A 23709-nucleotide genomic window follows, 5' to 3' on the forward strand; every position below is an offset into this window, starting at 1 on the left:
CTTATTGGATTTGGGCATTTATGGCCGATAAAAGTGATTTATCCCCTGTCCCATCGCCGAACAATTGCCAAATCATGACGCCCCCTGCCCTTTTATTTAAAGCAAAGCCGACCTTCTTTTTTATGGTTGGTAATCCGTTGTAATAAATCGTTCCCTGATTGGGCACCACCACAAAATCAACGAGCTCTGAACCAGGAAAACCCATTACAATATCACCATATGAATAACTTTCCTGAATTGAAGGACCGAAACCATATCCATAAAAAGGTAGGCCCAGCGTGAGCTTATTTGCAGGTATAGCCCTTGATGTGTTCCAATAAGCAAAATCTGCTTCTGCCGCTTCGTAGGTTGAATGCGGGCCTGGCTTTTCTTTGTTCCATGGGCCCGTCTGGTCATAAGACATGATATTAATCAGGTCGAATAAAGCCAGCGCCTTATCTGAGATTGCATTCCCGTTCCAGGTTGCAACTGCAGCTGTCAGTAGTTTTTTATGTGGTATTAGAGCTGCTGACAATTCAACAATCAATCCTTCATAATTCAGGTCTATAAAATCTCCCTCCAGATCAACATCTACTCCATCAAAATTATAGGTATTGGTCAGTGTAACCAGTTCCTTAACCAATTCAGCACGTTTATTTGGTTTTATAAGTTCTTTTAGATGTTGCGGGGCATTTCCTCCTCCAAAGGAGAACAATACCTTTACCTTGTTGTCATGTGCTCTTTTTATAGCTGCCGCTAATCCCACTGATGGACTAAACAATCCATTGGCATCAGGATTTAAAAATGCGATGTTTAAATGCGTGATTTTGCTGAAATCCAACTTCTGTGAAGCTGCATCTAAATCGCCACTCCCAAATATATATCCCACAACATAAAACGCTTTATCCTTTTTATCTGGAATACTTGGATCTATTGCTTTGGATTTGGCGCAGGAAACCATCACTGCAAACAAACAAATGATTTGTATAAATAATATTGACTTTCTCATCATATTAAAATTAGGTTTAACATTATGGTTTATCCCACCAAACCCTGTTTGTCCAGGTATTACCGCCAGGGCCAATTGCAGCTACGGCAGCAGCGGCATTCACGGCATTTTGCTCCAGTTCAAAAATCGGATATTCGAACCTTCTAGGGGTAGTTTGAACTGATGAGTCGTAATTGGTAGATGAGGCTAAAACCGGGAATCCACTTCTTCTCCAATTCGCGTAAGCCTCGGGTCCGTTTAAAAGCAATGCTATCCAAAGCTGTTTATTGATCATCTCAATTTCCCTTCCCGGAATCAGGTTATTACCTTTTATAAAATTGCTGATGTCTGTTGAGCTGATGGAAGGCCCGCCCGGAAAAAGGCTCAACTGTGAAATTGCAGCTTCAATACCTTTTGCATAATGCTCCGCTGCTGTTCCTCCAAAGTTTGCCCCCCACCTAACTGTTGCTTCAGCAAGAAGCAATTCAACTTCAGCATAAGTCTGGTGAAGAAACGGCGCATTATTCCTAATAAGAAAATTTGCCAATTGTGCTTTTTGATCATTATTTACAGCTTCAGTTGGTCCAACACCCGGTATATCGATGGTAATCGGATTCATCCAACCATCCCAAATATATTCGTTCGGAGGTACTCCGTTATAGCCAATTTGCGCTTTGACCTGATCTGTTATATCTATACGATCAAAAGGTCTGTTCACAATATCAATATAATATCTTACCATATGCGAAAGACGAGGATCATTGGTGTTTCTCAGTTGTTCAATAAAAGGATCTTGAACACGAGGAATAACCTCAGACTGGCAAAAAGCAGCTGACACACCATTTCCTCTTATATCTACATAGCTGTTTTGAACATCCTGATGAACTAATTTACACAGCTCTGCATTACTGCTAAATACTCCTGCGGTATATGCGGCCTGCGCTTCCACCTTTGCTTTATCAGGATTAATCTTTACCAAACGCATGGCATATCTCAATCTCAATGAATTGGCGAATTTTTTCCATGAAGCAATTGCTCCGTTGTAGAAAAGATCACCCTTTACCGCATCTTTAGCAACATCAAGTTGGGCAGAGGCCTCAGCTAATTCTTTAAAAAAGTCGTTATAAATATCTTCCTGCTTATCAAACTTCGGTTGTATTATTCCGTCCGTAAATGCCTTTCCTGCTTCAAAATATGGGATATCCCCATATACATCTGTCATTCTTGCAAACTCATATACCTTCATAATACGGCAGATGGCATTCAGATTTGTTTTAGTAGGGTCGTTTTTAGTGCGGTTAACCGCATCTACAATATTTACCACATCATTGTTGTAAGTATTATTCCACAAAGAGGAAAGGTAATTTCGGTCGTACACGTAGAACTGGCCATTTCTATTTAGCCAGATTCCTCCGATTTGCTGTACAAGAGGCATTGTAAATACAAGACCCAATTTCTCATTTACTTCCAGATCTCCCGAGAAGCGTAGTTGAACGTTTGTGAGCTGTAATGAGGGATCAAGATTACTTGACCTGGTAGGATCAATGTTTACATCCCCAAATTTTTTACAGGCACTCAGCATCAATACCATTATAGTAAGTATAGCTGCATATTTTTTTATATTCGTTTTCATGTTTATCTCCCTTGATGAATCTCTTAAAACTTAAAGTTTAAATTAAAGCCCCAACTACGTCTGGTTGGCAAAGAGCCATACTCCAAACCCTGCCCATTTCCATTGTTGTAATTAGAATCAGGATCTACATTTGGCACATCACTGAAAAGAATAAATGGATTTCGGCTTACTACAGCCACCTGTATATTTCTAACCCCAAATTTTGCAGAGATTTTTTCTGGGATAGTGTATCCCAAGGTGATCTCACGCATTTTAACATAAGTTCCGGAGTAGATATACGGTCTGGCTACGCCTCCACTTGATACAATCTGTGGCCAGTAAACAGACGGATCAACAGCCTTTGTGTTTTTAATAAAATTGCCGTTTTCATCCTTCACAACACCTTCTGGAACCAAGCCCCTCACCTTTCCTATTGCCTTCCATTGGTCAAGTGTGTAACCCTGAGCCTGTCTTTCTTCTTCTGATGCAATCCATTCTTCACGTCCGGCTAGGGTTGTATTCAGACTACCACGGCTGGCGGCAAATAGATTGGTCATTGAAAACAGGTCTGACCCGAACTTAACATCAATAAGCGCACTTAAACTAAAGTTTTTGAAATAAACGGTATTACTAACACCACCTGTCCAATCGTAAATCCCTTTACCAACCACTTGTCTTTCGTCGCTTTGTAAAGGCAAAAGTGTTGTCGGATCCAGTATAACATTTCCATTAGGATCTTTCTGATAGTCGAAAGATAGAATTGAACCATAGTTTTCGCCAGGTTTTGCGATTACTGCAACCCCCATCCATCTGGCCTCTGATAAAGTTAAAAAAGGTACACCATCGGCCAATGATTCAACTTTATTAATGTTACGAGCAAAATTAAAGCTCACATCCCATTTAAAATCTTTCCTGGCAACCGGGCTTGCGGTAAGCAATACCTCAATCCCTTTGTTTGAAACCACTCCGGCATTGATCATCCGCGTAGAAAAACCTGAAGAGAAAGGGCTGGGAACATTATTGATCTGATCTCTTGACCTTTGGTTATAATAGGTAACATCGAGCCCAATTCTGTTTTCGAAGAATTTTAATTCCGTACCTATTTCCCATGAACGCGTACGGGTTGGTAATAGATTGGCATTTGGCATTCTGGAGGTATTCAATCCGCCATAAGACATTCCATTAAAAGACAGGGGATTTACAGAATAGTACAAATCCAATAAATAAGGGTCAGTATCACTGGCTACCTCAGAAATTGCCGCTCTTAATTTACCCATCGTTAAAATCTTATTGCTTAATTTAAAAGCATCAGAGAAGACGAAACTTGAAGACAGTGAGGGATAAACATAATCTTTATTTAAAGTAGAGTAAGCATCGTTCCTAACTGTTGCATCTAGATACAAATAACCTTTGTAGCCCACACTAAGCAAGGCATAAACAGAGTTTAAATTCTTTTTATACGGGACAGGTATAATGCTCTTATCGGTAAAGCTTGTAGGAGTAATTGCATCGGGCACCGTAAGGTTTGTGAACTGCATAAAGTCAGCATTGTTATGTACTCTTGAAATGCTGCCACCTAAACGTGCTGCCAGATAAAGAGACGGTGTAACCTGTTTTTGACCAGTAATTAATACATCTGCTTCTGTAGTTACATGCTTTCTATTGATTTGATCTAATGCTCCCGTCACCACCCCAGGTGTTGTTCTGGGACTGAACTTTTCAAAATTAATGTAAGTAAGGTCTGTTGATCCACGGCCTTGAATACTCAGCCAGTTAGTGATATCATAGTTCAATTGCAAAGCCCCCAAAAGACGATTCTTTTTTGTGGTATTCTTCATTTCGTTAATTACCCAATATGGATTTAAACGATATTGACCACCTCCCCATTCGATATAAGACCCGTCAGGGTTTTTGTAGGTTTTGGCAAACCATGCCTGATCCACATTATTTGCAAGTCCGATGAAAGCATTACCAATATTTCCCGGATCATCAGCTAAAGCAGGACGATTATTTACATTTTCGTCCATATAAAAGGCTCTGGCTTCCAGTGAGAGCTTAGAGCCGATTTTTGATGTTCCATTAAAAGTAAAAGAATTTCTTCTAATGCCACTTTCAGGGATGATGTCGTTATTTCTCAAGTCTGTCGCAGAAAATCTGATAGATGATTTTTCGTTGGCATTACTGAAAGAAACATTATTGGTAAATGTGGTACCTGTTCTAAAAAAACCGCCAATGTTGTCTCCAATCTTTTGATAAGGTCTGTAAACATCATCATAAGAGATGACCATAAGGTCAGGATCCAGTCTGGCACCAAAATTATTAAACATCGATGTTTTGGCCTGCAAAGAAGAAGTGTTTATTGTTTGGTTACGGCCCTGTCCGTACAAATACTGATAACCATCAAAGGAAGTCAACTGATTCTCAAAAGACGCAGTACTGTTTACCTCGATACCAAGATCAGAATTACCTTTCCCTCTCTTAGTTGTAATAATAATAACCCCGTTGGCAGCCCTTGCACCATACAAAGCTGATGCAGAAGGACCTTTTAACACACTAATTTTATCAATATCGTCTGGGTTTATTGCTGATATGGCATCTCCAAAATCATATCCCTGAGCGTACATTTCAGAGCCGGTGCCTCCATAATTTGAATTATCAATTGGAACACCATCTACTACGTACAAAGGTTGATTATTCCCCGTAACTGTAGTATTACCCCTAATGATGACTCTGGATGATCCGGCTGGACCGCCGGCTGTACTGTTAACTATAAGACCCGCTACTTTTCCTGCTAAAGAATTGATTACGTTCGTTTCTCTAGCTTTTTTTAATCCTTCGCCGTCTACCTCGGAAACTGCATAACCTAATGACCTTTCTTCCCTTTTAATACCTAAGGCAGTAACTACAGTTTCTTTCAGTTCAAGCGATTCTTCTTTCAAAACTACAGTTATATTTTTCTGTGATTCAGCGGCAACAATAGCTGTTTGCTGAAAACCCATCATTCTAAACCTAATGATATCGCCTTTGTTGGCTGCAATAGAGAACTTCCCATTTTCATTAGTTGAAACTGTTTTATTAGCTGTAACATTAATTACAGAAACTCCAGGAATTGGGATTTTCTTTTCATCAGTTACTGTTCCGCTTACTGTAAATTCCACTTTTACAATGACAGGTTTGTAAGATTGGATCATGATCGTCTGTCCGTTGATCTGATATTTGATATTCACCTTTTTTGAAATAGCGTCCAGAACATTACTAATTTTCTGCTTTTCAATATTCAGATCAAATCTTGTGTTTACATTTAAATCTAGTGGATTGTAAGAAAAGTGTACTTCCCCCTGACTTTCTATTTGTTTAAACGCATCCAGGATGGTGGCATTTTCCCATTTAAATGAGTACAATTTTTCCTTGGACTGTGCGTATGCAGAAGTTGACAGGATTAGAACAACGCATAAGCTTATTTTAAATAAAAGCCCATAAAAGAAATAATAAGATTGTAAGTTTTTTTTCATATTGTTTGGTTTGGTTTAGGTTGTTTATTTTTAGAATGCAATTGTCACAGTATCATTTTTTATGGTGTAAGTGAAGTGGTTAGCAAATCCGATAGCGTCGAGCACATCGGTAAGGTTCTCATTTTTAAATTGACCGGTAAAGGCAATTGGCTTTTTAGGTTGCTTTTCTGTTATGATCTCAACCCCGTAGATTTCCTTTAAAACCGACTTTATGTCTTTTAGAGATGCCATTGAAAAAACAAGCTTACGATCAGCCCAGTTCTCTACTTTCTGTAGGTCGAAGTTTGACTTTGTAAACTTGTTCTGTGCCTCCAGCACTTCGACCTGTTCACCAGGAATCAATTCAACTTTATTTGTAATTTCTTGATCATTAACAGTCCCAACGCTAACTTTACCAGTTGTTAGCATTATAGACGTAGAAGTATGCATTTTGTAATTGTTGATTTTAAAAGATGTACCTAAAGCAGTAGTTGCAGTTTTACCCGAAATAACAATAAAAGGTTTATTCTTATTTTTAGCAACGCTAAAATGAGCTTCTCCATCTATCCATAAAACACGATTGTGCTCATTATAATTGTCATCTATTTTAAGTATTGATAAACTATTCAACAACACAATACTTCCGTCGGAAAGCGTTATCGATTTCCGTTCATTATACCCCGTTTTAATTGCCGAATTTTTACTGTATTCATTGTAAATAGGAACAGTGGTGCTATAATCCTTCTTATTCATTAATGCATAAACACCTATACAGATTAAAATTGCAGCTGCGGATGAGAACCAAAATGTCCCACTTTTCAAACGAATGGTTTTTACAGGTGTGTGTTCAGATTCTGATATCTGTAAATGCTCAATAGATGATTTAAGTTTAGAAAGTTCCCTCTCCTTTTCCTGTGGATCAATTTTTACAGAAAGTAAAAAGAAAAGAGATTCAGCTTGATGTATTTTCTCAGAAAGTTCAGGATTCTGATTAAGGAGATTTTCCCAGAACACTATATCTTCCTGGTTGTCGCGCAAACAAAATTTAACAAAACTTTCGTCAGTCAGAAAGTCCTCAATAGTATATAATGAATAATCCATTTTTATCGTCTATAATTGATTTACAGACATAAGTGTATGGAGATTCCATTTTTTACCAAATGAATTTAATAAAAAATTATAAAACACTGACTATAAGTAGATTATTTTATTCTACTCGAACCGTTTAAAGTAGGCTTTTTCCAGCATTTCCCTATGGTCAGGATGTGCAAGTTCAGTTAATGCTTTAGCTCTTTGTTTGAGGCTCTTACCAAACAAATTTACAATTCCATATTCAGTTACAACCCAGTGAACATGGCCTCGGGTAGTAACAACACCAGCCCCCTCCTTGAGAAACGGAACGATTCTGCTGATACCTTTATGTGTTTGAGAAGGAAGTGCGATAATCGGTTTTCCTCCTTCGGATAGAGATGCGCCACGCATAAAGTCCATTTGACCTCCTATACCAGAATATTGATAAGTTCCGATAGAATCTGCACAAACCTGGCCAGTCAGATCTAATTCAATAGCACTATTTATTGCTGTTGCTTTCACATTCTGTCTAATGATACTCGTGTCATTTACATAACCAATATTCATGACACGAATAGTGGGGTTATCATCAACAAAATCATAAAGCTTTCGTGTTCCTGTTATAAATGAGGTGACAGATCTATCACGATTCAATTTTTTTTGACTGTTATTAATCACCCCTTTATTTATAAGCTCAATGATCCCATCAGAAAACATTTCAGTATGCAGGCCAAGGTTTTTATGCCCACCAAGATTTTTGAGTACCTGATCAGGAATACTTCCTATCCCTAGTTGTAATGTTGCCCCATCTTCAACAAGAGATGCCACATTATATCCAATCTTACCGACAACATCATTGGCATCAAAAGAATAATCCACTTCTGGCAATTCAGCGTCATGATGCACCAAAGCAGCTAATTTATCTACATGAATAAAGCTTTCTCCATGCGTTCTGGGCATTCGGTTATTTACCTGCGCAATCACAATCTTAGCAGTGTCAACTGCGGCTTTTGCAATATCAACAGAAGTTCCCAAAGAACAGTAACCATGCTTGTCGGGAGGAGATACTTGAATAAGTGCTACATCTATTGGTAAAATATTTCCGTAAAATAACTGTGGAATTTGGCTCAAAAAGATAGGGACATAATCTCCCCTATTACTATTAGCTACTGATCGGGTTGCTGCAGAAACAAATAAAGAATTGAAAAAGAATGATTTGCGATACTCTGGCAAATCAAAATTAACATCTCCTAAAGTCGTAATACTTGCCAGCTCAACATTCTCAAGTTCAGTATGTCTATTTAGCATCGCTTTAACCAGACAAACCGGGGTTGCCGCACCACCATGAATAAAAACTCTATTTCCCGATGTGATCAATTTGACTGCCTCGGCAGCTTCAATACTCTGTAACTTCATATTATACCATTAATTTATCCTGATACACTGATTAAATGCTTTAAGTTAACTAATTAATCATTAACCTGCTAGAATCCATTTCATCCAGTGAAGTAAGTTGAAAATTATTGACTAAAAGTAAATATCAATCATTCTTGAAATAATGATGAATCTTAGTTGAAAACCTGATCTTCATCACCACTGTAACGGATATATTATAATATTCAAAAAAGAGGATGTCCAAAAAGGCAAGATGGTCATCCTGAATTTATTTCAGAAATCAGGGAATAACTTAACCTTGTAACTGTCAAATTTTCAATTTAAGAGCTTCTATAAAGAATCATCCAGCAAAAAATACGTACCTTGAAACAGTCACCACCAACATAGCTACCTAATAGCAACAAGAAAAACAAAATGGCAGAGCAACGCATCCACATTTGGGCAGGAATGTCACAAAATAAAACCGAAGAACAGTTCTACAAATATTTTGATCAGAGCAAATTCCTGAAAGACAGCCATAACTTCAATACCGATGACGCTTACCCAAGAGATGCGCCAGACTTTAACCTTCGATCACAGTTCAGCAAAGATATTGACAAACAGTATGACTACGATGCAGATTGGATTACCATTTACCATGGTAGGAAAAGAATCAGCATCCAGGCTGCTATAGAAGAACTACCCGTTTGGGATGATCAAACAGAAGTAGACATCTACCAAGCCTGTATCAGTAAAGGCATATCTACAGTAAATTGTATCCTTTGTTACGCTGATGATGAACTTAACATAGAGAATCCGCTCGAAAACTATAACGATATGGTTTACATAGGTAGCTTTAACAACCCTAACTAAATGATTAAAAAACTTCTATTTCTCTGCTTCGTACTTGTAGTTGTTTCTTTTCACAGTATCGCTCAGAAAAAACACCTAAGGACACAAATAAAACAAGTGATTGCCCACAGAAAAGCCGATGTAGGTGTTTCTGTTTATGGAATTGAAAGTAAAGACACTATTACTGTGAATGGCAACAAGCACTACCCAATGCAGAGTGTTTTTAAATTTCATATTGCAATGGCCGTTTTGAACCAGGTAGATAAAGGAAAATTAAGCCTGTCACAAAAAATCCACATCAAAAAAAGTGAACTATTACCCAATACCTGGAGCCCCATCCGCGATGCTCACCCTAATGGAAATGTAGACTTACCCCTTTCCGAAATCATCAAATACACTGTTGCGCAAAGTGACAATAACGGCTGCGACATCCTGATGAGACTGATTGGAGGCCCAAAACCTATCAATGATTATATACATAGTCTCGGAGTTAAGGATGTGGCTATCCAAGCCAATGAAGAAGAAATGCATAAGGAATGGGATGTGCAGTTTTTGAACTGGAGTACGCCAAAAGCTGTTACGGAACTTCTAACAACGTTTTACACAAAAAAAGTACTATCGAAAACCAGCTTTAACTTCTTATGGAAAACCATGGTAGAAACCTCTACAGGTACCAACAGACTTAAAGGGCAATTACCAAAGGGAACAATTGTTGGTCACAAAACTGGTACCTCTGGTACAAATAAGCAAGGTGTTACTTCGGCAATTAATGACGTCGGTATTGTAAAATTACCAAATGGAAAACATTATGCAATAGCTGTTTTCGTTTGTAACACACGAGAAAATGAAGCCACAAATGAAAAGATTATTTCAGATATTTCAAAGCTTGTATGGGACTACTTCATCAACAATTCCAAATAAGCCGGGGCTAACAATGATTTTTGCGTAATTTTGCACAAAATATCAAGTAATATGTCTTTTACCGCCTTAGGCTTATCTCCTGCTTTATTAAAAGCATTAACAAATCAGAACTTCGCAGTACCTACTCCTGTTCAACAAGCAGCTATACCAGCCATCTTAAATAAAAAGGATATATTGGGTATAGCCAAAACAGGTTCTGGAAAAACTGCGGGCTATGTTTTGCCACTTTTAACAAATTTACAAGAAACAGCAGGAGTAAAAAATCGCCACGCGAATGTATTGGTTTTAGTACCTACACGTGAGCTTGCCGAACAGGTAAAAGATGTTTTCCAATCCTTTAGTAAAGCACTTCCTCAGCAGATTAAAACATTAGCTGTATACGGTGGTGTTTCTATTAACCCGCAAATGATGGCTATGCAGGGCGTAAATGTTCTTGTTGCTACACCAGGAAGACTATTAGAATTAGTAGCTTCTAATGCCGTACATTTATCTAGTATTGAAACATTGGTATTAGACGAGGCTGATAAGATGCTTAATTTAGGTTTTAAAGAAGAGGTAAACAAAATTATTGCCCTGTTACCAGAAAAGCGTCAGAACTTATTATTTTCTGCTACACTAAGTCCTGATATTGAGAACATCCACCAAATTTTGCTACATGATCCAGTAGTGATCAAAATTGAAGCTGAGGAAGATACACTAGACACAATCAACCAGGTGGCTTATATCGTTTCTGATGAAAAGAAAGGTCCTTTTTTGCGCTATCTGATTAACCATCATGAGATGAAACAAGTATTGGTATTTACGTCCTCTACTCACCAAGCTGATGCTGTGGTTAACAAGCTTCGCAAAAATAACATTGATGCAAAAGCGATTCACAGTAAGAAAAGTCAGGGTTCCAGAACCGAGTCTTTGTATCTTTTTAAATCGGGCAAACTTAGGGTATTGGTGGCCACAGATTTAATGGCCAGAGGGATTGACATTAATTTCCTGCCTTTTGTGATTAACTATGAATTGCCACGATCACCAAAAGATTATGTTCACAGAATTGGTAGAACCGGCCGTGCAGAGGCCCCTGGTGATGCAATTTCGCTGGTTAGCCCAAATGAGCTCCATCACTTTGAGGTAATCCAGAAAAAGATGGGCAAGAAAGTAAAAACTAGCTACCCGGAATAATCTTATAAATCGCACCCTTTTCTTCTTCAATCAGGTTAACAAGCAGATAAACTTCGCCGTTATGATCCTCGCCGAAGCTATAAATTTGCCAATATCCAGGTTCCCGGGATATAGAAAGTTTCTGCATTTTCCAGAGTTCCTTATTAAGGTCTGTCAATGTCCATACGGTTCCCATTAAATCTCCAAATATATATTTACCAAATAGCTCCGGGAGTTGTTTCCCACGATAAAGAAAGCCACCAGTAACGCTGATGCCCTCATTGCGCCCATAATCTGCTATTGGATTGATCCAGTTCTTTGGATCAGGGTCACTTGGAGATTTAACATGTGTACCTTCTCTTACACGCCATCCAAAATTCCCACCCTTAGTAACAATATCAATTTCTTCCCAGTTCTTCTGGCCTACATCTCCGGCAAACAACCGTCCGCCAATCTTGTCGAAACTGATCCTCCAAGGGTTCCTAAAACCGTAAGCATAAATTTCAGGTTTTGTATTTTCCATACCTACAAATGGATTGTCTTTTGGAATAGCATAAGGAACCATATTTACATCTATCCTCAGTATTTTGCCAAGTAATGTATTTAAATTCTGTCCATTGCCGTAAGTACCATGCAAATCGTTATACGCCCCACCATCTCCTACTCCAATATACAGAAAACCATCGGGGCCAAACTTTAAGTCTCCTCCATTATGGTTTGATTCAGGTTCATCAATAATCAGCACATCTCTCGATTTGGTTTTATCAGCCATGTCAGAATTCCCCTTAGAAACCTGATATTCACGGATAACACTTTGATGATCTATACCAGCCGTTTTAGATATGCGTTTACTAAAGTATACATAGAACTTACCGTTCTTTGCATATTGGGGATGGAAGGCCAGCCCTAACAAGCCCATCTCATCGCTGCTTCCCATCATCAACACCTCATCTGAAAAATCTAAAAATGGCTTTGGCAAGAGTTTACCACTCTTGATGATCCTGATTCGCCCCTTTTGTTCGCAGATAAATAAGTTGCCAAACTTATCATCTGGTACCGCAAAAGCTGTGGGATATGATAATTGATCAGATATGAGTTGAAGATCAACCTTTACCGGTGATAAACTGGCTTGAGCTTTTACTCTTGTAATAGTGCCTAATAGTGCAAATACAATTACGAGTAAGAGTTTTTTTTGTTTCATTATGTTAATATAGTAAAAGTGATTCATTTACATCGCTTACTACTTTATTAAAACAGAATGTTGGCAACTAAAATTCCGAATTCTTTTGCTCCTGATTAACTTTGAGTCATGAGACATTACACACTAACCGCATCCTTAATTGTATTGACTATTGCCCTTGTATCATGGGGACAGAAAGGTCATAAAGCTATTGCTTCTATTGCAGAAAAGCATCTTACAACAAATACTAAAACCCTAATAAACAGCTATCTGAAAGGCGAAACCATGAGTGATGCTAGCACTTGGGCCGACGAGATTAGTAATGATCCACAATACAAAAAGACTTCTTCCTGGCACTACATAAACCTGCCACTTGGATTAACCAAAGAGCAGTTCACAGATTATGTAATTAAACAAGATAAAGACAATATCTATACTGCCATTTTAAAAGCAGAAGCAAACCTGAAAGACAAAACGCTTAGTCTGGCACAAAAAAAACAGGCATTAAAATTCCTGATTCACCTTGTTGGTGATGCGCATCAGCCTATGCATGTTAGTCGTGCAGAAGACAAAGGCGGCAATGATGTACAGGTAAGATTTAACGGTAACGGAACCAACCTACATGCCCTTTGGGATGGAAAATTGATTGACCATGAAGGATTCAATTATATCGAAATGGCAAAAAAGTATGATTGGGCAAATCCGGAACAAGTTAAAAAATGGCAGGCCGACAGTCCCATGCAATGGCTATGGGAAAGCTACCAGGTGAGCACTCAAATTTACGATGAGATAAAACCAGGCGAGAACATTGATGAAGCCAGTTATAAAAAGTCAATTGCTATTATCCACCTACGCATTGCTCAGGCAGGTGTGCGCCTGGCTGGCGAACTAAACAGACTATTCAAAGATCAACAACCTAATCTTAATGAAAAATCCATAACCCCTGCTGCCGTCGTAATACCTGCTACTAAAATTGCAAGCAGTCCTTTACCCAAAGCAACGACGGTAAAACTAGCAGATCTAAAAAACTCCGTTGGAAAGAATGTAATAGTAACCGGCAAGGTATTTAGTCTTAAAGACATTAAAAGTATGGTACTGGTTAATGTAGGAGCAGCACATCCAAATCAACTGCTTACGCTGGCCTTAAAAGGAAATGCGAAAAAACTAGCTGATAAGATTAACGGAAAAACCATTACCATACAGGGTAGAGTAACTATGTTTAAAGGTAAACCGGAGATGGTAGTAAATGAGCCAGATCTAATTAAATTTTAGCCAGTTAATTAACCTTTTCCTTTCCTTATTTTAAACTTCCAAATTCTATAAATCAGTAATTGGTATACCAACCTATTGAAACTTAGATACGACTTTTGTATTAGCAAAAATGATGAGTAAATAAAATACTCATTATTACTACACAAATCTAGTAAACCAATTGTTAATCAATTAAAGCATTACAACGATGAAATATAGAAAACTTAGAATTGGGAACAACTCCCTTGAAATTTCTGCGATGGGGTTTGTGACCGATATCGTGAAGAACTGGAGAAGAGAACAGGATTATAACGATCTATAGAGATAATTGACAGGATATAAAATCAAAAAAATGAAATCAACAGAAAATGAAACAGCTATATTCCCAAAAGGAGAAAAAGCCTCAGCAGACTATTTCATTGGAACCGCTTGGGTAAATATTTTAGTTCCGAAAGATGAAACGGAATGCTACTCCATCGGAGACGTGGTGTTTGAGCCAGGTTGTAGAAATAATTGGCATACTCATCCGGCAGGACAAATTTTATTGGTAACAGACGGAAAGGGATATTATCAGGAAAAAGGAAAACCTGCACGTTTATTAGCTAAAGGTGATGTTGTAAAAATCCCTTCAGATTTAGAACACTGGCATGGCGCTACCCGCGACAACAGCCTTACACATATAGCCATTAGTAACATCACAAAGGATGGCCCTGTAACATGGCTGCAACCTGTAACCGACGAAGAATATAATAAAGTTAATGATGATCAACCTAACAACTTATAAATGAGATAATATTAAACCTGCATTAGTAACTAGCTAAAGTACAAAAACTAAAAAAATGGAAAAATTTGAAGTAAAAGCATATGGCACGCAGTCAGCTGAAGCGCCATTAAAACAGTTAAACATAGAGCGCAGAGAAGCAACTCCTAAAGATGTGGAGATTGATATTTTATTTTGCGGTGTATGCCACTCTGATTTGCACACGGCACGAAACGATTGGGGCGGCACCATCTATCCTGCTGTTCCTGGTCACGAAATAGTTGGCAGGGTTACCAAAGTAGGTAGTGAAGTAAGCAAATTTAAGGTGGGTGACCTTGCGGCAGTGGGTTGCCTTGTCGATTCATGTAGAGAATGTTCAAGTTGTAAACAGGATCTTGAGCAATACTGTATTCCAGGCTTTACTGGCACCTACAACAGTAAGGATAAGCATTTAGGAACACGGACTTATGGCGGTTACTCTGAAAAGGTAGTTGTTGATGAGCATTTTGTATTAAAAGTACCGCAAAACCTAGATCCGGCTGCAACAGCTCCATTGCTTTGTGCAGGAATTACCACCTGGTCTCCACTAAGACATTGGAAAGTTGGAAAAGGAAGTAACGTGGCTGTTGTGGGGTTGGGTGGCCTTGGTCATATGGCTATAAAATTAGCAAAAGCTTTAGGTGCTAACGTTACACTTTTTTCGAGATCACCTGAAAAAGAAAAAGATGCATTTGAATTAGGTGCCCATGCAGTTGTCATTTCTACTGATGAAGAGCAAATGTTAAAAGTATCAGGAAAGTTTGATCTGATTATTGATACTGTTCCTTATGTACACGATACAAACCACTATATTCCTACACTCAGTATTAATGGTACAATTGTGTTGGTGGGTTATTTAGGACCATTAGACCCTATGCTGCATACTGTGCCAATGATTATGGGCAGAAAATCTGTGGCAGGTTCCTTAATTGGCGGTATTGCCGAAACTCAGGAAATGCTTGATTTTTGTGGTGAGCATAACATCGTTTCAGAGATCGAATTAATCAAAATGCAGGACATCAACGAAGCTTACGAACGTATGCTAAAAAGTGATGTTCGCTATCGTTTTGTAATCGATATGAATTCACTGAAAAATTAAAATTTAAGTTACTGAGGGTAAGCGTAGCCTACCCTCAGTAACTACTTTAGCTAGCCATCACCGGAATCTTATAAAAGAACTCTTCGGCCACTATTTTGCCATCTTTAACTTCATAAACAGCAATTTCTTTCATAGCCATTCTTCCCATTCCTTTATAGGTTACATCCATATCCATAACAACAGTAAAAAAGTCTTCTGCTACAAGCGCTTCAGAAATACTTGCACTATGCAATTCTTCAACCATATTTTCCCATTCAACAGTTTTATTTCTAACAGCGTCCTTACCTTCAGTTAATTCCATTGGAGTACCCTTAGGTTCACTACTAATAATATCTTCCCCATAAAGTTCATCGATAGCCTGGAGGTTTTTACCTTCCCGGCAAAGCTGTATTAATCTGTTTGCCACTTCTTGCGTATTCATATCCTTTTGAATTTGATTCTATTAAAGTTACCGGTTTTTCTTGTATTGTATTTACAAAAAATCTGGACAAATGCAGTTTAAATGTAACTTTATTTAAAACTATGCAAATGAGTAAACCAACAAGAATGGAAGCAAATGCTCCAAAAACAACACTTAAATTTTATGTTGGTAATACTGATGAAGCAGATTTTATATTTACGTTGAATAATTAACTAACGGCTCATTAATAAACAAAAAATGAATTTAACAACACAATTAGCAAAGCATTTAAGAGATGTTCATTTTGGAGGAAACTGGACTACATCAAACCTTAAAGATAATTTGGCAGAAATAAACTGGCGTCAAGCCACCACACAAGTACATTCTTTTAATACTATAGCCACTCTCGTTTATCATATAAATTACTATATAAGTGCAGTTCTTGGGGTATTTCAAGGAGAGCCACTTCAGGCTAGTGACAAATATAGCTTTGATCTTCCTCCAATCCTATCCCAAACAGATTGGGAAAACTTATTGGATAAGACCTTTACAGATGCTGAAACTTTCACCTTGTTGATTGAACAATTGCCTGAGCATATACTTTGGGAAAATTTCACAGATGAGAAGTACGGAACTTACTACAGAAACATTCAAGGAATTATTGAACATACTCACTACCACCTGGGGCAAATTGCCCTGATTAGGAAAATACTGTTACAAACAAATGAAAACCTAAAAAACGATTAATCTTGGGAAATTTTTAGATTCCTAAAATCTCCTCCTGAATTGTTCCCTACCCAGAATGCTATTTTCCCTGTATTTAGATTACCCAAAGAAGCGACTTCCAAACAAGGTTTAGCGCTATCATTTACATAAACAGCAATCATTTTTGGGCCTACCTTAATTCGAACCTTAAACCAGTCCACGGGGTTAGTATTCTGCCCAATTGGCTGTTCGTATTTTAACGGAAAAGATTCTCTCAATGCTGGCCAATCATTACCCGGGAGGGAAATGTATTGGACTGCGTGCTTTTTACGTAATTCATCTACAGCCCTAAAATTAAATGGTCTAAAATAGATTGCCTCATAAGTAGTATCGTTTTCTATATGAAAGGCAAATCCTACAAAGCTTTTCTGAAAAACATCTTCTCCTTTCACTTCAAATTCAATCTCGCCTGTTTGAAAATCGCGATGTTTTATCTTGATCAATCCTGAACCGGGACTAGGGTTTACATGCAAAACGGGTTTTTGAGATACACTTTTCATACTGATAGTTCGATTTACTGTATTCGTAATCTTTGTTATATCTACAATTTTACTTTTCTGAGCGGACACTTTTATATTAATCATAAAAATTAAAAGTAAAGTCATTATTGGGAAGCTGGATTTTTTCATATCGTTTGTTTTTCAAATAAGATCAAGAGATATGCCAATGAATATTCCGCCTTAAAAGGACTCTGAGAAACAGTACATGTTCATTTTTGAACATGTACTGTTCGGAAAAGGCAAAAGAAAACATATGAAATAGAGAATCAAAAAAACCTTATTTTTACTAATACAATCATCAACATCCTTTAATTACTTTTTATGGGCAGTTATGTCATTTCAAATGAAGCACTAGGTATCTTTCGTAAGGGATTAGCTCAATTTATCACTTTTGATGAAATCGAATGGACTGAATTCATCAGTCACTTAAACTATAAAACGATTAAAAAGAGAGATCACTTCTCCGTTAAAGACAAAGTTTGTGACGACATCGGTTTTATCATAAATGGATCCGTACGTTACTACCACATTAAAGATGGCACTGAGATAACCGGTTATTTTAGCTTCGAGAATGAATTTGTCAGCTCGTACAAAAGTTACCTTACCCAACAACCATGCACTGGTTACATACAGGCGCTTGAGCAAACCGCACTGATCCTTATTTCACGTAAAAGCATGGATATGATGCTAAACAGCCCATTACTTGCCTACAAGATGGAACGTTTTGGTAGGTTGGTTGCCGAGTATTATATCTGCTGTTATGAAGAAAGGATTACCTCATTCATTACTAAAACACCTGAAGAACGTTACCTAATAATGCTACAAACAGAACCAGAAATTATGCAGCGAATACCTCAGCACTATATTGCCAATTTTCTGGGTATTACGCCTGTATCACTTTCACGGATCAGAAAAAGAACTTTAGTATACGCTTAACAGGTACCAGACTTAAACAATTCCTTATCTTTTGTTAACGTTTTGGTTTACAAACGCCTATTACATTTGTATCATACAAACAGAAAAGACATGCATACTATATTAGGAGCCGGCGGACCAACAGCAAACGCACTTGCACAAGAACTACTGAGCCACAATCCCAACGAAGCCATAAGGTTGGTAAGTCGCAGACCTGCAAAAATTACAGGCACTAATGTTACCTGGCAAAAGGCCGACTTATTAAACTACCCAGAGGTACTTACAGCAGTAAAGGGTTCTGCAGTGGTTTATATGTGTGCCGGATTGATCTATGATAAAGCAATATGGCAACAACAATGGCCTATAATCATGCAAAATCTGATCAATGCAGCCAAAGAAACACAGGCAAAACTAATATTTTTCGATAACGTGTATATGTATGGCCTGGTTAAAGGCCCTATGGTTGAAACGACACCATATAACCCGGTTAGTGCAAAAGGAGAAGTAAGAGCAAATATAGCCACACAACTGATGGATGAAGTTAAAGCAGGAAATATACAAGCCACTATTGCCAGGGCAGCCGACTTTTACGGAACTGACTCAATGAATAGTTTTTTGGATATGATGGTACTTGATAAATATGCAAAAAAGACATCTGCACAATGGATTGGTGATCCAAAAGCGTTACACAATTTCACTTACATACCTGATACCGGTAAAGCAATGTATCTTTTAGGTCAAGATCCTAACTCAGGGAATCAAATCTGGCATTTACCTACCGCTGCACCTATTACTGGAAAAGAGTTTATAACTCTTGCAGCCAACATTTATGGAGTTAAACCTAATTACACTACCATCAATAAATTTATGCTTCAATTGGTGGGGCTATTTAAAAAAGTTGTTGCCGGAACCGTAGAAATGTATTATCAATATGATCATGACTACAATTTCAACTCTTCAAAATTTGAGCATGAATTTAAAATAAAACCAACTAGTTATAGTGAAGGCATTAAATACATGTCAGAAACCTTATACCGTTCGAAATAGCTATGAATTATCAGGAAATAGCCATTCTTCGATTCTACTAATGGTATCCTCATAAAATATTTGGTATGTATCTTCTGTTACATAGCCAATATGGAACGTTGACTCAACACTAAATGTAAGGTCACAAAGTCTGCCATTTTAAATAATTCCTCCTTACTTACCAACCTTGCACCATGTTCATTTGCTTTCTCTACAGTAAGGTTTTCACTCCATGCAAGTACTTCCATTTCAAACGCCTTAGCGTAACGTGTTATTGTACTGCCAATGTTTCCCAAGCCGACAATCCCAATAGTTTTCCCTTTAAGGTCTACTCCTACCCCCCTTTGCCAATTACCTTTGCGTAAAGAAGTAGATTCTGCGACAATATGTCTTGTCACTGCAAGAAGCAAGGCCCAAGTTAACTCAGGAGCCCCGCTAGAATGATAACCGGTAATTGATATGGCAATTCCCAATTCTTCAGCTGCTATCGTATCTATCGAGGCATTACGCCTGCCTGTAGAAACAATTAGTTTAAGGTTGGGTAAACTAGATAAAATCTCTCTTGACAATGGTGTTCTTTCTCGCATTACACAAACAACCTGAAATGGCTGTAGGGAACGCACAACCTCTTCTTGTGAAGCCATATGGTGATTAAACACGGTAACATCGGCATTTTTATGGATAGCAGACCAGTCGCCAAATGAAAAAGCTACATTTTGATAATCATCTAATATTGCAATCTGAGGAAGTGTCTTCATTTTTACTATTTTTAATATGAAGTAAAAGGGGATTGGTTTAAAATTAAGAATAAATCAGGTACAACTTATGATCTGAAAGTAATTAACAAACATCTAGTGAACAAATAAAAATCACCATCACGAAGAAGTTACAAAGGGCTCTCTTTAAGCGAGTAAGCCATTTACCATGGTTACCCCATTAATGGTAAATACCATAAAACAGGGCACAGTCATCTATTATAAACCATAAAATAAGAAAAATATGTTCCTTAAGAAGAAGGATGGAAATTTCAATTTTTTGTTTGCAAACTCATACAATGGCTATTTGAGTTGTTAAATTTCTGATTTCATTAAGTATCTGTTAAATTATATAACAGAAAAAGTTATATTTAATATTTGTTAGGTATAATATATTTTTAAATGATCAGATTCGCAAAAAGGAGAACTAATGTTACTCTTACAATTTTGGCGGGTGTGGTAATTGCGCTCTTAACCCTGCAATTTACCCCTCCGAACTCAACCCCCCTCCAATTAAAAAAGGGAGCACACATTGTCCTTATAGGAAACAACCTGGGTTCAAGGATGCTAAACTATGGACATTTCGAAACAGAGATGCACTTACGGTATCCTGACTTCAACCTTTACATAAGAAATATGTGCGACGGAGGAAATACTCCTGGATTCAGACCACATGCCAGCAGAAATTCTCCATGGGCCTTCCCTGGAGCCGAAAAATTCCAGATTGAATTGGCTAATAACTCAGATAGTCAAGGACATTTTGAAACCGAAGATCAATGGCTTACCAGACTCAAAGCCGATGTAGTTATCGCTTTCTTTGGATATAACGAATCTTTTGAGGGGCCAAAAGGTCTGGAAAACTATAAGGCTGAACTTGATGCTTTTATAAAACATACACTAAAACAACAGTACAATGGTATTTCTGCACCGCAACTTGCTATAGTCTCACCAATCGCTTTCGAAGACTTATCTAAGCAATTTGATTTGCCTAATGGAAAACAGGAAAACATTAACCTGTCTCTTTATGCAGATGCTATGAAAGAAATTACAGCAAAGAATAATGTACATTTTGTTGATGCATACTCACCTACCAAGAATTGGTTCGATTCTGCCGAAAAGTTTATTACAATAGATGGTTCACAGCTAAGTGATGACGGATATGCACGGTTTGCACCTTTATTAGCCGATCAGATTTTTGGTAAAGTTTCTATAAAATCAGAAAAAAACAAAGCTCTTGTTAATGCTGCTGTTCATGAGAAAAACTGGACTTGGCATAATGACTTTAAAATCCCAAATGGGGTGCATGCTTACGGGCGCAGATATGATCCATTCGGACCAGACAACTATCCTGCAGAGATTAAAAGGCTCCGCGAAATGACAGCAATAAGAGATACAGCTATTTGGAAGGCTATAAATGGTGAAAAAATGGATCTTGTTGCTGCAGATAAAAACACTACTCCTCCCCCTGTAGTCAAAACCAATTATACTCCAGGAAACAATGGAAGTTTGAAATATTTATATGGTCAGGAAGCGCTAAGTAAGCTTAAAGTTGCACCAGGATTTAAAATAGACCTTTTTGCGTCAGAAACAGAGTTCCCCGATTTGGCTAACCCTTGCCAAATCACTTTTGACAACAAGGGGCGTTTATGGGTGGCAACAATGCCTAGCTACCCTCATTATAGACCCGGTGATGCGAAACCTAATGATAAGCTGATTATTTTAGAGGATACAGATAACGATGGTAAGGCCGATAAGCAAACCACTTTTGCAGATGGCTTACACCTCCCACTAGGATTTGAAATTACTGCTGAAGGAGTTTACCTGTCGCAAGGAACAAACTTTATGCTGTTAAAAGACACAGATGGCGACGGTAAAGCAGACAAAAGAGAAATTCTTTTGAGTGGTTTCGACGATCATGATACCCACCATAATATTCATGCCTTCACTACTGATCCTTCTGGGGCAATATATATGGGCGAAGGCGTATTTTTACACACCAACGTAGAAACCTCTTATGGCCCTGTTAGAGCTACTAATGGCGGTTTTTACCGCTATAGCCCTCAGCGTCGCCACCTAGAGCGCACAGCACAACCTTATGTTCCAAATCCTTGGGGTATAGCCTTTGATCAATGGGGACAAAATTTCTATGCTGAAACCTCAGGTCCTGATGTTTGCTGGATGCTTCCAGTTTCTGTAAAACCAAGATATGGTGTATTTACAGAGCGATCGAGAGATTTACTTCAGCCAGAACACCGTGTGCGCCCAACCTCTGGTTTAGAGTTTGTATCTAGTCGCCACTTCCCTGAAGAGCTACAAGGCGATTTTCTAATCAATAACACCATTGGTTTCTTAGGTACTAAAGAGCACACATTGGTCGATGATGGTACCGGTTTCAAGAGCAGACACAGACAAGACTTAATGATAGCTGAAGATAAAAACTTTAGACCAGTAGATTTAGAGTTTGCACCTGACGGTTCATTGTATATAGCTGATTGGCACAATGTTTTAATTGGCCACATGCAGCACAACGCCCGTGATCCACTAAGGGATCATGTACACGGTCGCATCTACAGAATCACTTACCCTTCTCGTCCTTTGATAAAAGCACCAAAAATTGCGGATGCAAGTATTCCTGAATTATTGGATAACCTTAAATTACCTGAAGATAGAGCACGCTCCCGTACCAGATCTGAGTTACGTGGACGTAAAGCTGAAGATGTTCTTCCTCAGGTCAAATCATGGGTAGCTAAATTGGATAAAAACGACCCTAGATATGAACACAACGTTTTAGAAGCGCTTTGGGTAACCTGGGGGCTTAATAAAGTAGATGTTCAATTACTTAAACAGTTGTTAAAAGCAAAGGATTTTCATGCAAGAGCAGCTGCAGTAAGGGTATTAAGATATACTGGGCACCAAGTAGCAGATCAGGCAAATTTACTAATGCAGGCTGCCAGTGACGAGCATGGCAGGGTTCGCCTTGAAGTGATTGCCGCCGCATCATGGTTACCTAAGGAAATAGCATTACCTATTGAGATGGAAGCGGGTAAAAAACCTGTTGATGAATGGATGAGAGCTGCTCATGAAACTGCTATCGCACACTTAAACGGAAGATCCGCCGGAGAGAAAAAACAAGAAAAACTGACCACTGCACTTATTGGCAAAGAAAAAGATCTTTACGTAAAAGGGAAAGCCATATTTGCAAAAGAAGGCTTTTGTATTACCTGCCATCAGGCAGACGGCAAAGGTTTACCATCATCTGGTTTCCCTCCAATTACAGGATCAGCATGGGTTACCGGAAGTCAGGATCGTTTAATTAAACTGGTATTAAAAGGTTTACAAGGACCAATTGAAGTTAAAGGAAAAAAATACGCAGGCCAGGTACCAATGACTCCTTTTGGAGGTATGCTAAAAGATGATGAAGTAGCTGCTGTATTAACTTATGTAAGAAATTCATTTGGCAATCAGGCATCTGCGGTATCTCCTGCCAAGGTTAAACAAGTGAGAAATGCAACGAAAAGTAAAACAGGATTTTATTCTCCGGCTGAATTGTTAAAACAACATCCTTTAGAGAAGTAGTGT

19 protein-coding genes are annotated in these 23709 nt (G+C 38.2%); 10 read left to right on the forward strand and 9 right to left on the reverse strand.

Features of this window, described 5'->3' with window-relative positions; genetic code table 11:
* Position 1 precedes the first annotated feature (1 nt).
* The 5 genes from J1905_RS07840 to J1905_RS07860 form a co-directional block, all read right to left on the reverse strand.
* Positions 2 to 991 carry a glycosyl hydrolase family 18 protein gene (locus J1905_RS07840; RefSeq protein ID WP_214226719.1) on the reverse strand — a complete coding sequence of 330 codons (990 nt, stop codon included), beginning with the start codon at positions 989 to 991 and terminating at the stop codon, positions 2 to 4.
* Positions 992 to 1010: 19 nt separating this feature from the next.
* Entirely contained in the window at positions 1011 to 2600 is a 1590-nt protein-coding gene (locus tag J1905_RS07845) for a SusD/RagB family nutrient-binding outer membrane lipoprotein (protein ID WP_214226720.1), read from the reverse strand.
* 23 nt (positions 2601 to 2623) lie between these two features.
* Complete coding sequence (locus J1905_RS07850) at positions 2624 to 6091, reverse strand: SusC/RagA family TonB-linked outer membrane protein (protein WP_214226721.1); 3468 nt, start codon at positions 6089 to 6091, stop codon at positions 2624 to 2626.
* Between the two features lie 30 nt (positions 6092 to 6121).
* Complete coding sequence (locus J1905_RS07855) at positions 6122 to 7171, reverse strand: FecR family protein (RefSeq protein WP_214226722.1); 1050 nt, start codon at positions 7169 to 7171, stop codon at positions 6122 to 6124.
* Positions 7172 to 7282: 111 nt separating this feature from the next.
* Entirely contained in the window at positions 7283 to 8557 is a 1275-nt protein-coding gene (locus tag J1905_RS07860; protein ID WP_214226723.1) for an acetyl-CoA hydrolase/transferase family protein, read from the reverse strand.
* Between the two features lie 393 nt (positions 8558 to 8950).
* On the opposite strand from J1905_RS07860, the gene J1905_RS07865 reads away from it, so the two are divergent.
* Genes J1905_RS07865 through J1905_RS07875 form a run of 3 tightly spaced genes read left to right on the forward strand, consistent with a single transcriptional unit; the run spans position 8951 to position 11461 of the window.
* On the forward strand, positions 8951 to 9388 hold the full coding sequence (locus J1905_RS07865) for an immunity 22 family protein (protein ID WP_214226724.1): 438 nt from the start codon (positions 8951 to 8953) through the stop codon (positions 9386 to 9388).
* Positions 9389 to 10288 (forward strand): class A beta-lactamase, subclass A2, encoded by a 900-nt coding sequence (bla, locus tag J1905_RS07870; RefSeq protein WP_214226725.1) that lies wholly within the window; start codon positions 9389 to 9391, stop codon positions 10286 to 10288.
* Positions 10289 to 10339: 51 nt separating this feature from the next.
* A complete protein-coding gene (locus J1905_RS07875; protein WP_214226726.1) occupies positions 10340 to 11461 on the forward strand; it encodes a DEAD/DEAH box helicase in 1122 nt (373 codons plus the stop codon).
* On the opposite strand, the gene J1905_RS07880 is transcribed toward J1905_RS07875, so the two are convergent.
* Positions 11445 to 12641 carry a PQQ-dependent sugar dehydrogenase gene (locus tag J1905_RS07880; protein WP_214226727.1) on the reverse strand — a complete coding sequence of 399 codons (1197 nt, stop codon included), beginning with the start codon at positions 12639 to 12641 and terminating at the stop codon, positions 11445 to 11447. The genes J1905_RS07875 and J1905_RS07880 overlap by 17 nt on opposite strands.
* A gap of 108 nt (positions 12642 to 12749) precedes the next feature.
* Between J1905_RS07880 and J1905_RS07885 the strand changes: the two genes are divergently transcribed.
* The 3 genes from J1905_RS07885 to J1905_RS07895 all read left to right on the forward strand — a co-directional run bounded on the left by J1905_RS07885 (position 12750) and on the right by J1905_RS07895 (position 15769).
* Positions 12750 to 13892: a S1/P1 nuclease gene (locus tag J1905_RS07885; protein ID WP_214226728.1), complete on the forward strand. Its 1143-nt coding sequence runs from the start codon at positions 12750 to 12752 to the stop codon at positions 13890 to 13892.
* Positions 13893 to 14223: 331 nt separating this feature from the next.
* Positions 14224 to 14655 carry a (R)-mandelonitrile lyase gene (locus tag J1905_RS07890; protein WP_214226729.1) on the forward strand — a complete coding sequence of 144 codons (432 nt, stop codon included), beginning with the start codon at positions 14224 to 14226 and terminating at the stop codon, positions 14653 to 14655.
* Between the two features lie 55 nt (positions 14656 to 14710).
* Positions 14711 to 15769 (forward strand): NAD(P)-dependent alcohol dehydrogenase, encoded by a 1059-nt coding sequence (locus J1905_RS07895; RefSeq protein WP_214226730.1) that lies wholly within the window; start codon positions 14711 to 14713, stop codon positions 15767 to 15769.
* Between the two features lie 46 nt (positions 15770 to 15815).
* On the opposite strand, the gene J1905_RS07900 is transcribed toward J1905_RS07895, so the two are convergent.
* Positions 15816 to 16190, reverse strand: coding sequence for a nuclear transport factor 2 family protein (locus J1905_RS07900; protein WP_214226731.1), 375 nt, complete (start codon positions 16188 to 16190; stop codon positions 15816 to 15818).
* A 237-nt stretch (positions 16191 to 16427) separates the two neighbouring features.
* Here J1905_RS07900 and J1905_RS07905 point away from each other — a divergent pair, with 237 nt between their 5' ends.
* A complete protein-coding gene (locus J1905_RS07905) occupies positions 16428 to 16916 on the forward strand; it encodes a DinB family protein (RefSeq protein WP_214226732.1) in 489 nt (162 codons plus the stop codon).
* Here J1905_RS07905 and J1905_RS07910 read toward each other — a convergent pair.
* Positions 16913 to 17434: a hypothetical protein gene (locus J1905_RS07910; RefSeq protein ID WP_214226733.1), complete on the reverse strand. Its 522-nt coding sequence runs from the start codon at positions 17432 to 17434 to the stop codon at positions 16913 to 16915. The two genes, J1905_RS07905 and J1905_RS07910, sit on opposite strands and share 4 nt — an antisense overlap.
* A gap of 321 nt (positions 17435 to 17755) precedes the next feature.
* Between J1905_RS07910 and J1905_RS07915 the strand changes: the two genes are divergently transcribed.
* Positions 17756 to 18370 carry a Crp/Fnr family transcriptional regulator gene (locus J1905_RS07915; RefSeq protein ID WP_214226734.1) on the forward strand — a complete coding sequence of 205 codons (615 nt, stop codon included), beginning with the start codon at positions 17756 to 17758 and terminating at the stop codon, positions 18368 to 18370.
* A gap of 90 nt (positions 18371 to 18460) precedes the next feature.
* Positions 18461 to 19396 (forward strand): NAD-dependent epimerase/dehydratase family protein, encoded by a 936-nt coding sequence (locus J1905_RS07920; RefSeq protein WP_214226735.1) that lies wholly within the window; start codon positions 18461 to 18463, stop codon positions 19394 to 19396.
* 77 nt (positions 19397 to 19473) lie between these two features.
* On the opposite strand, the gene J1905_RS07925 is transcribed toward J1905_RS07920, so the two are convergent.
* Complete coding sequence (locus tag J1905_RS07925; protein WP_214226736.1) at positions 19474 to 20133, reverse strand: NAD(P)-dependent oxidoreductase; 660 nt, start codon at positions 20131 to 20133, stop codon at positions 19474 to 19476.
* Positions 20134 to 20532: 399 nt separating this feature from the next.
* On the opposite strand from J1905_RS07925, the gene J1905_RS07930 reads away from it, so the two are divergent.
* The gene (locus tag J1905_RS07930) at positions 20533 to 23706 is read left to right on the forward strand and encodes a PVC-type heme-binding CxxCH protein (protein ID WP_214226737.1); all 3174 of its coding nucleotides are present in this window, start codon (positions 20533 to 20535) and stop codon (positions 23704 to 23706) included.
* Positions 23707 to 23709: the final 3 nt, after the last annotated feature.

Origin of the sequence: Pedobacter sp. B4-66 (genome assembly GCF_018492665.1) — a bacterium.
Classification (GTDB): Bacteria; Bacteroidota; Bacteroidia; order Sphingobacteriales; family Sphingobacteriaceae; genus Pedobacter.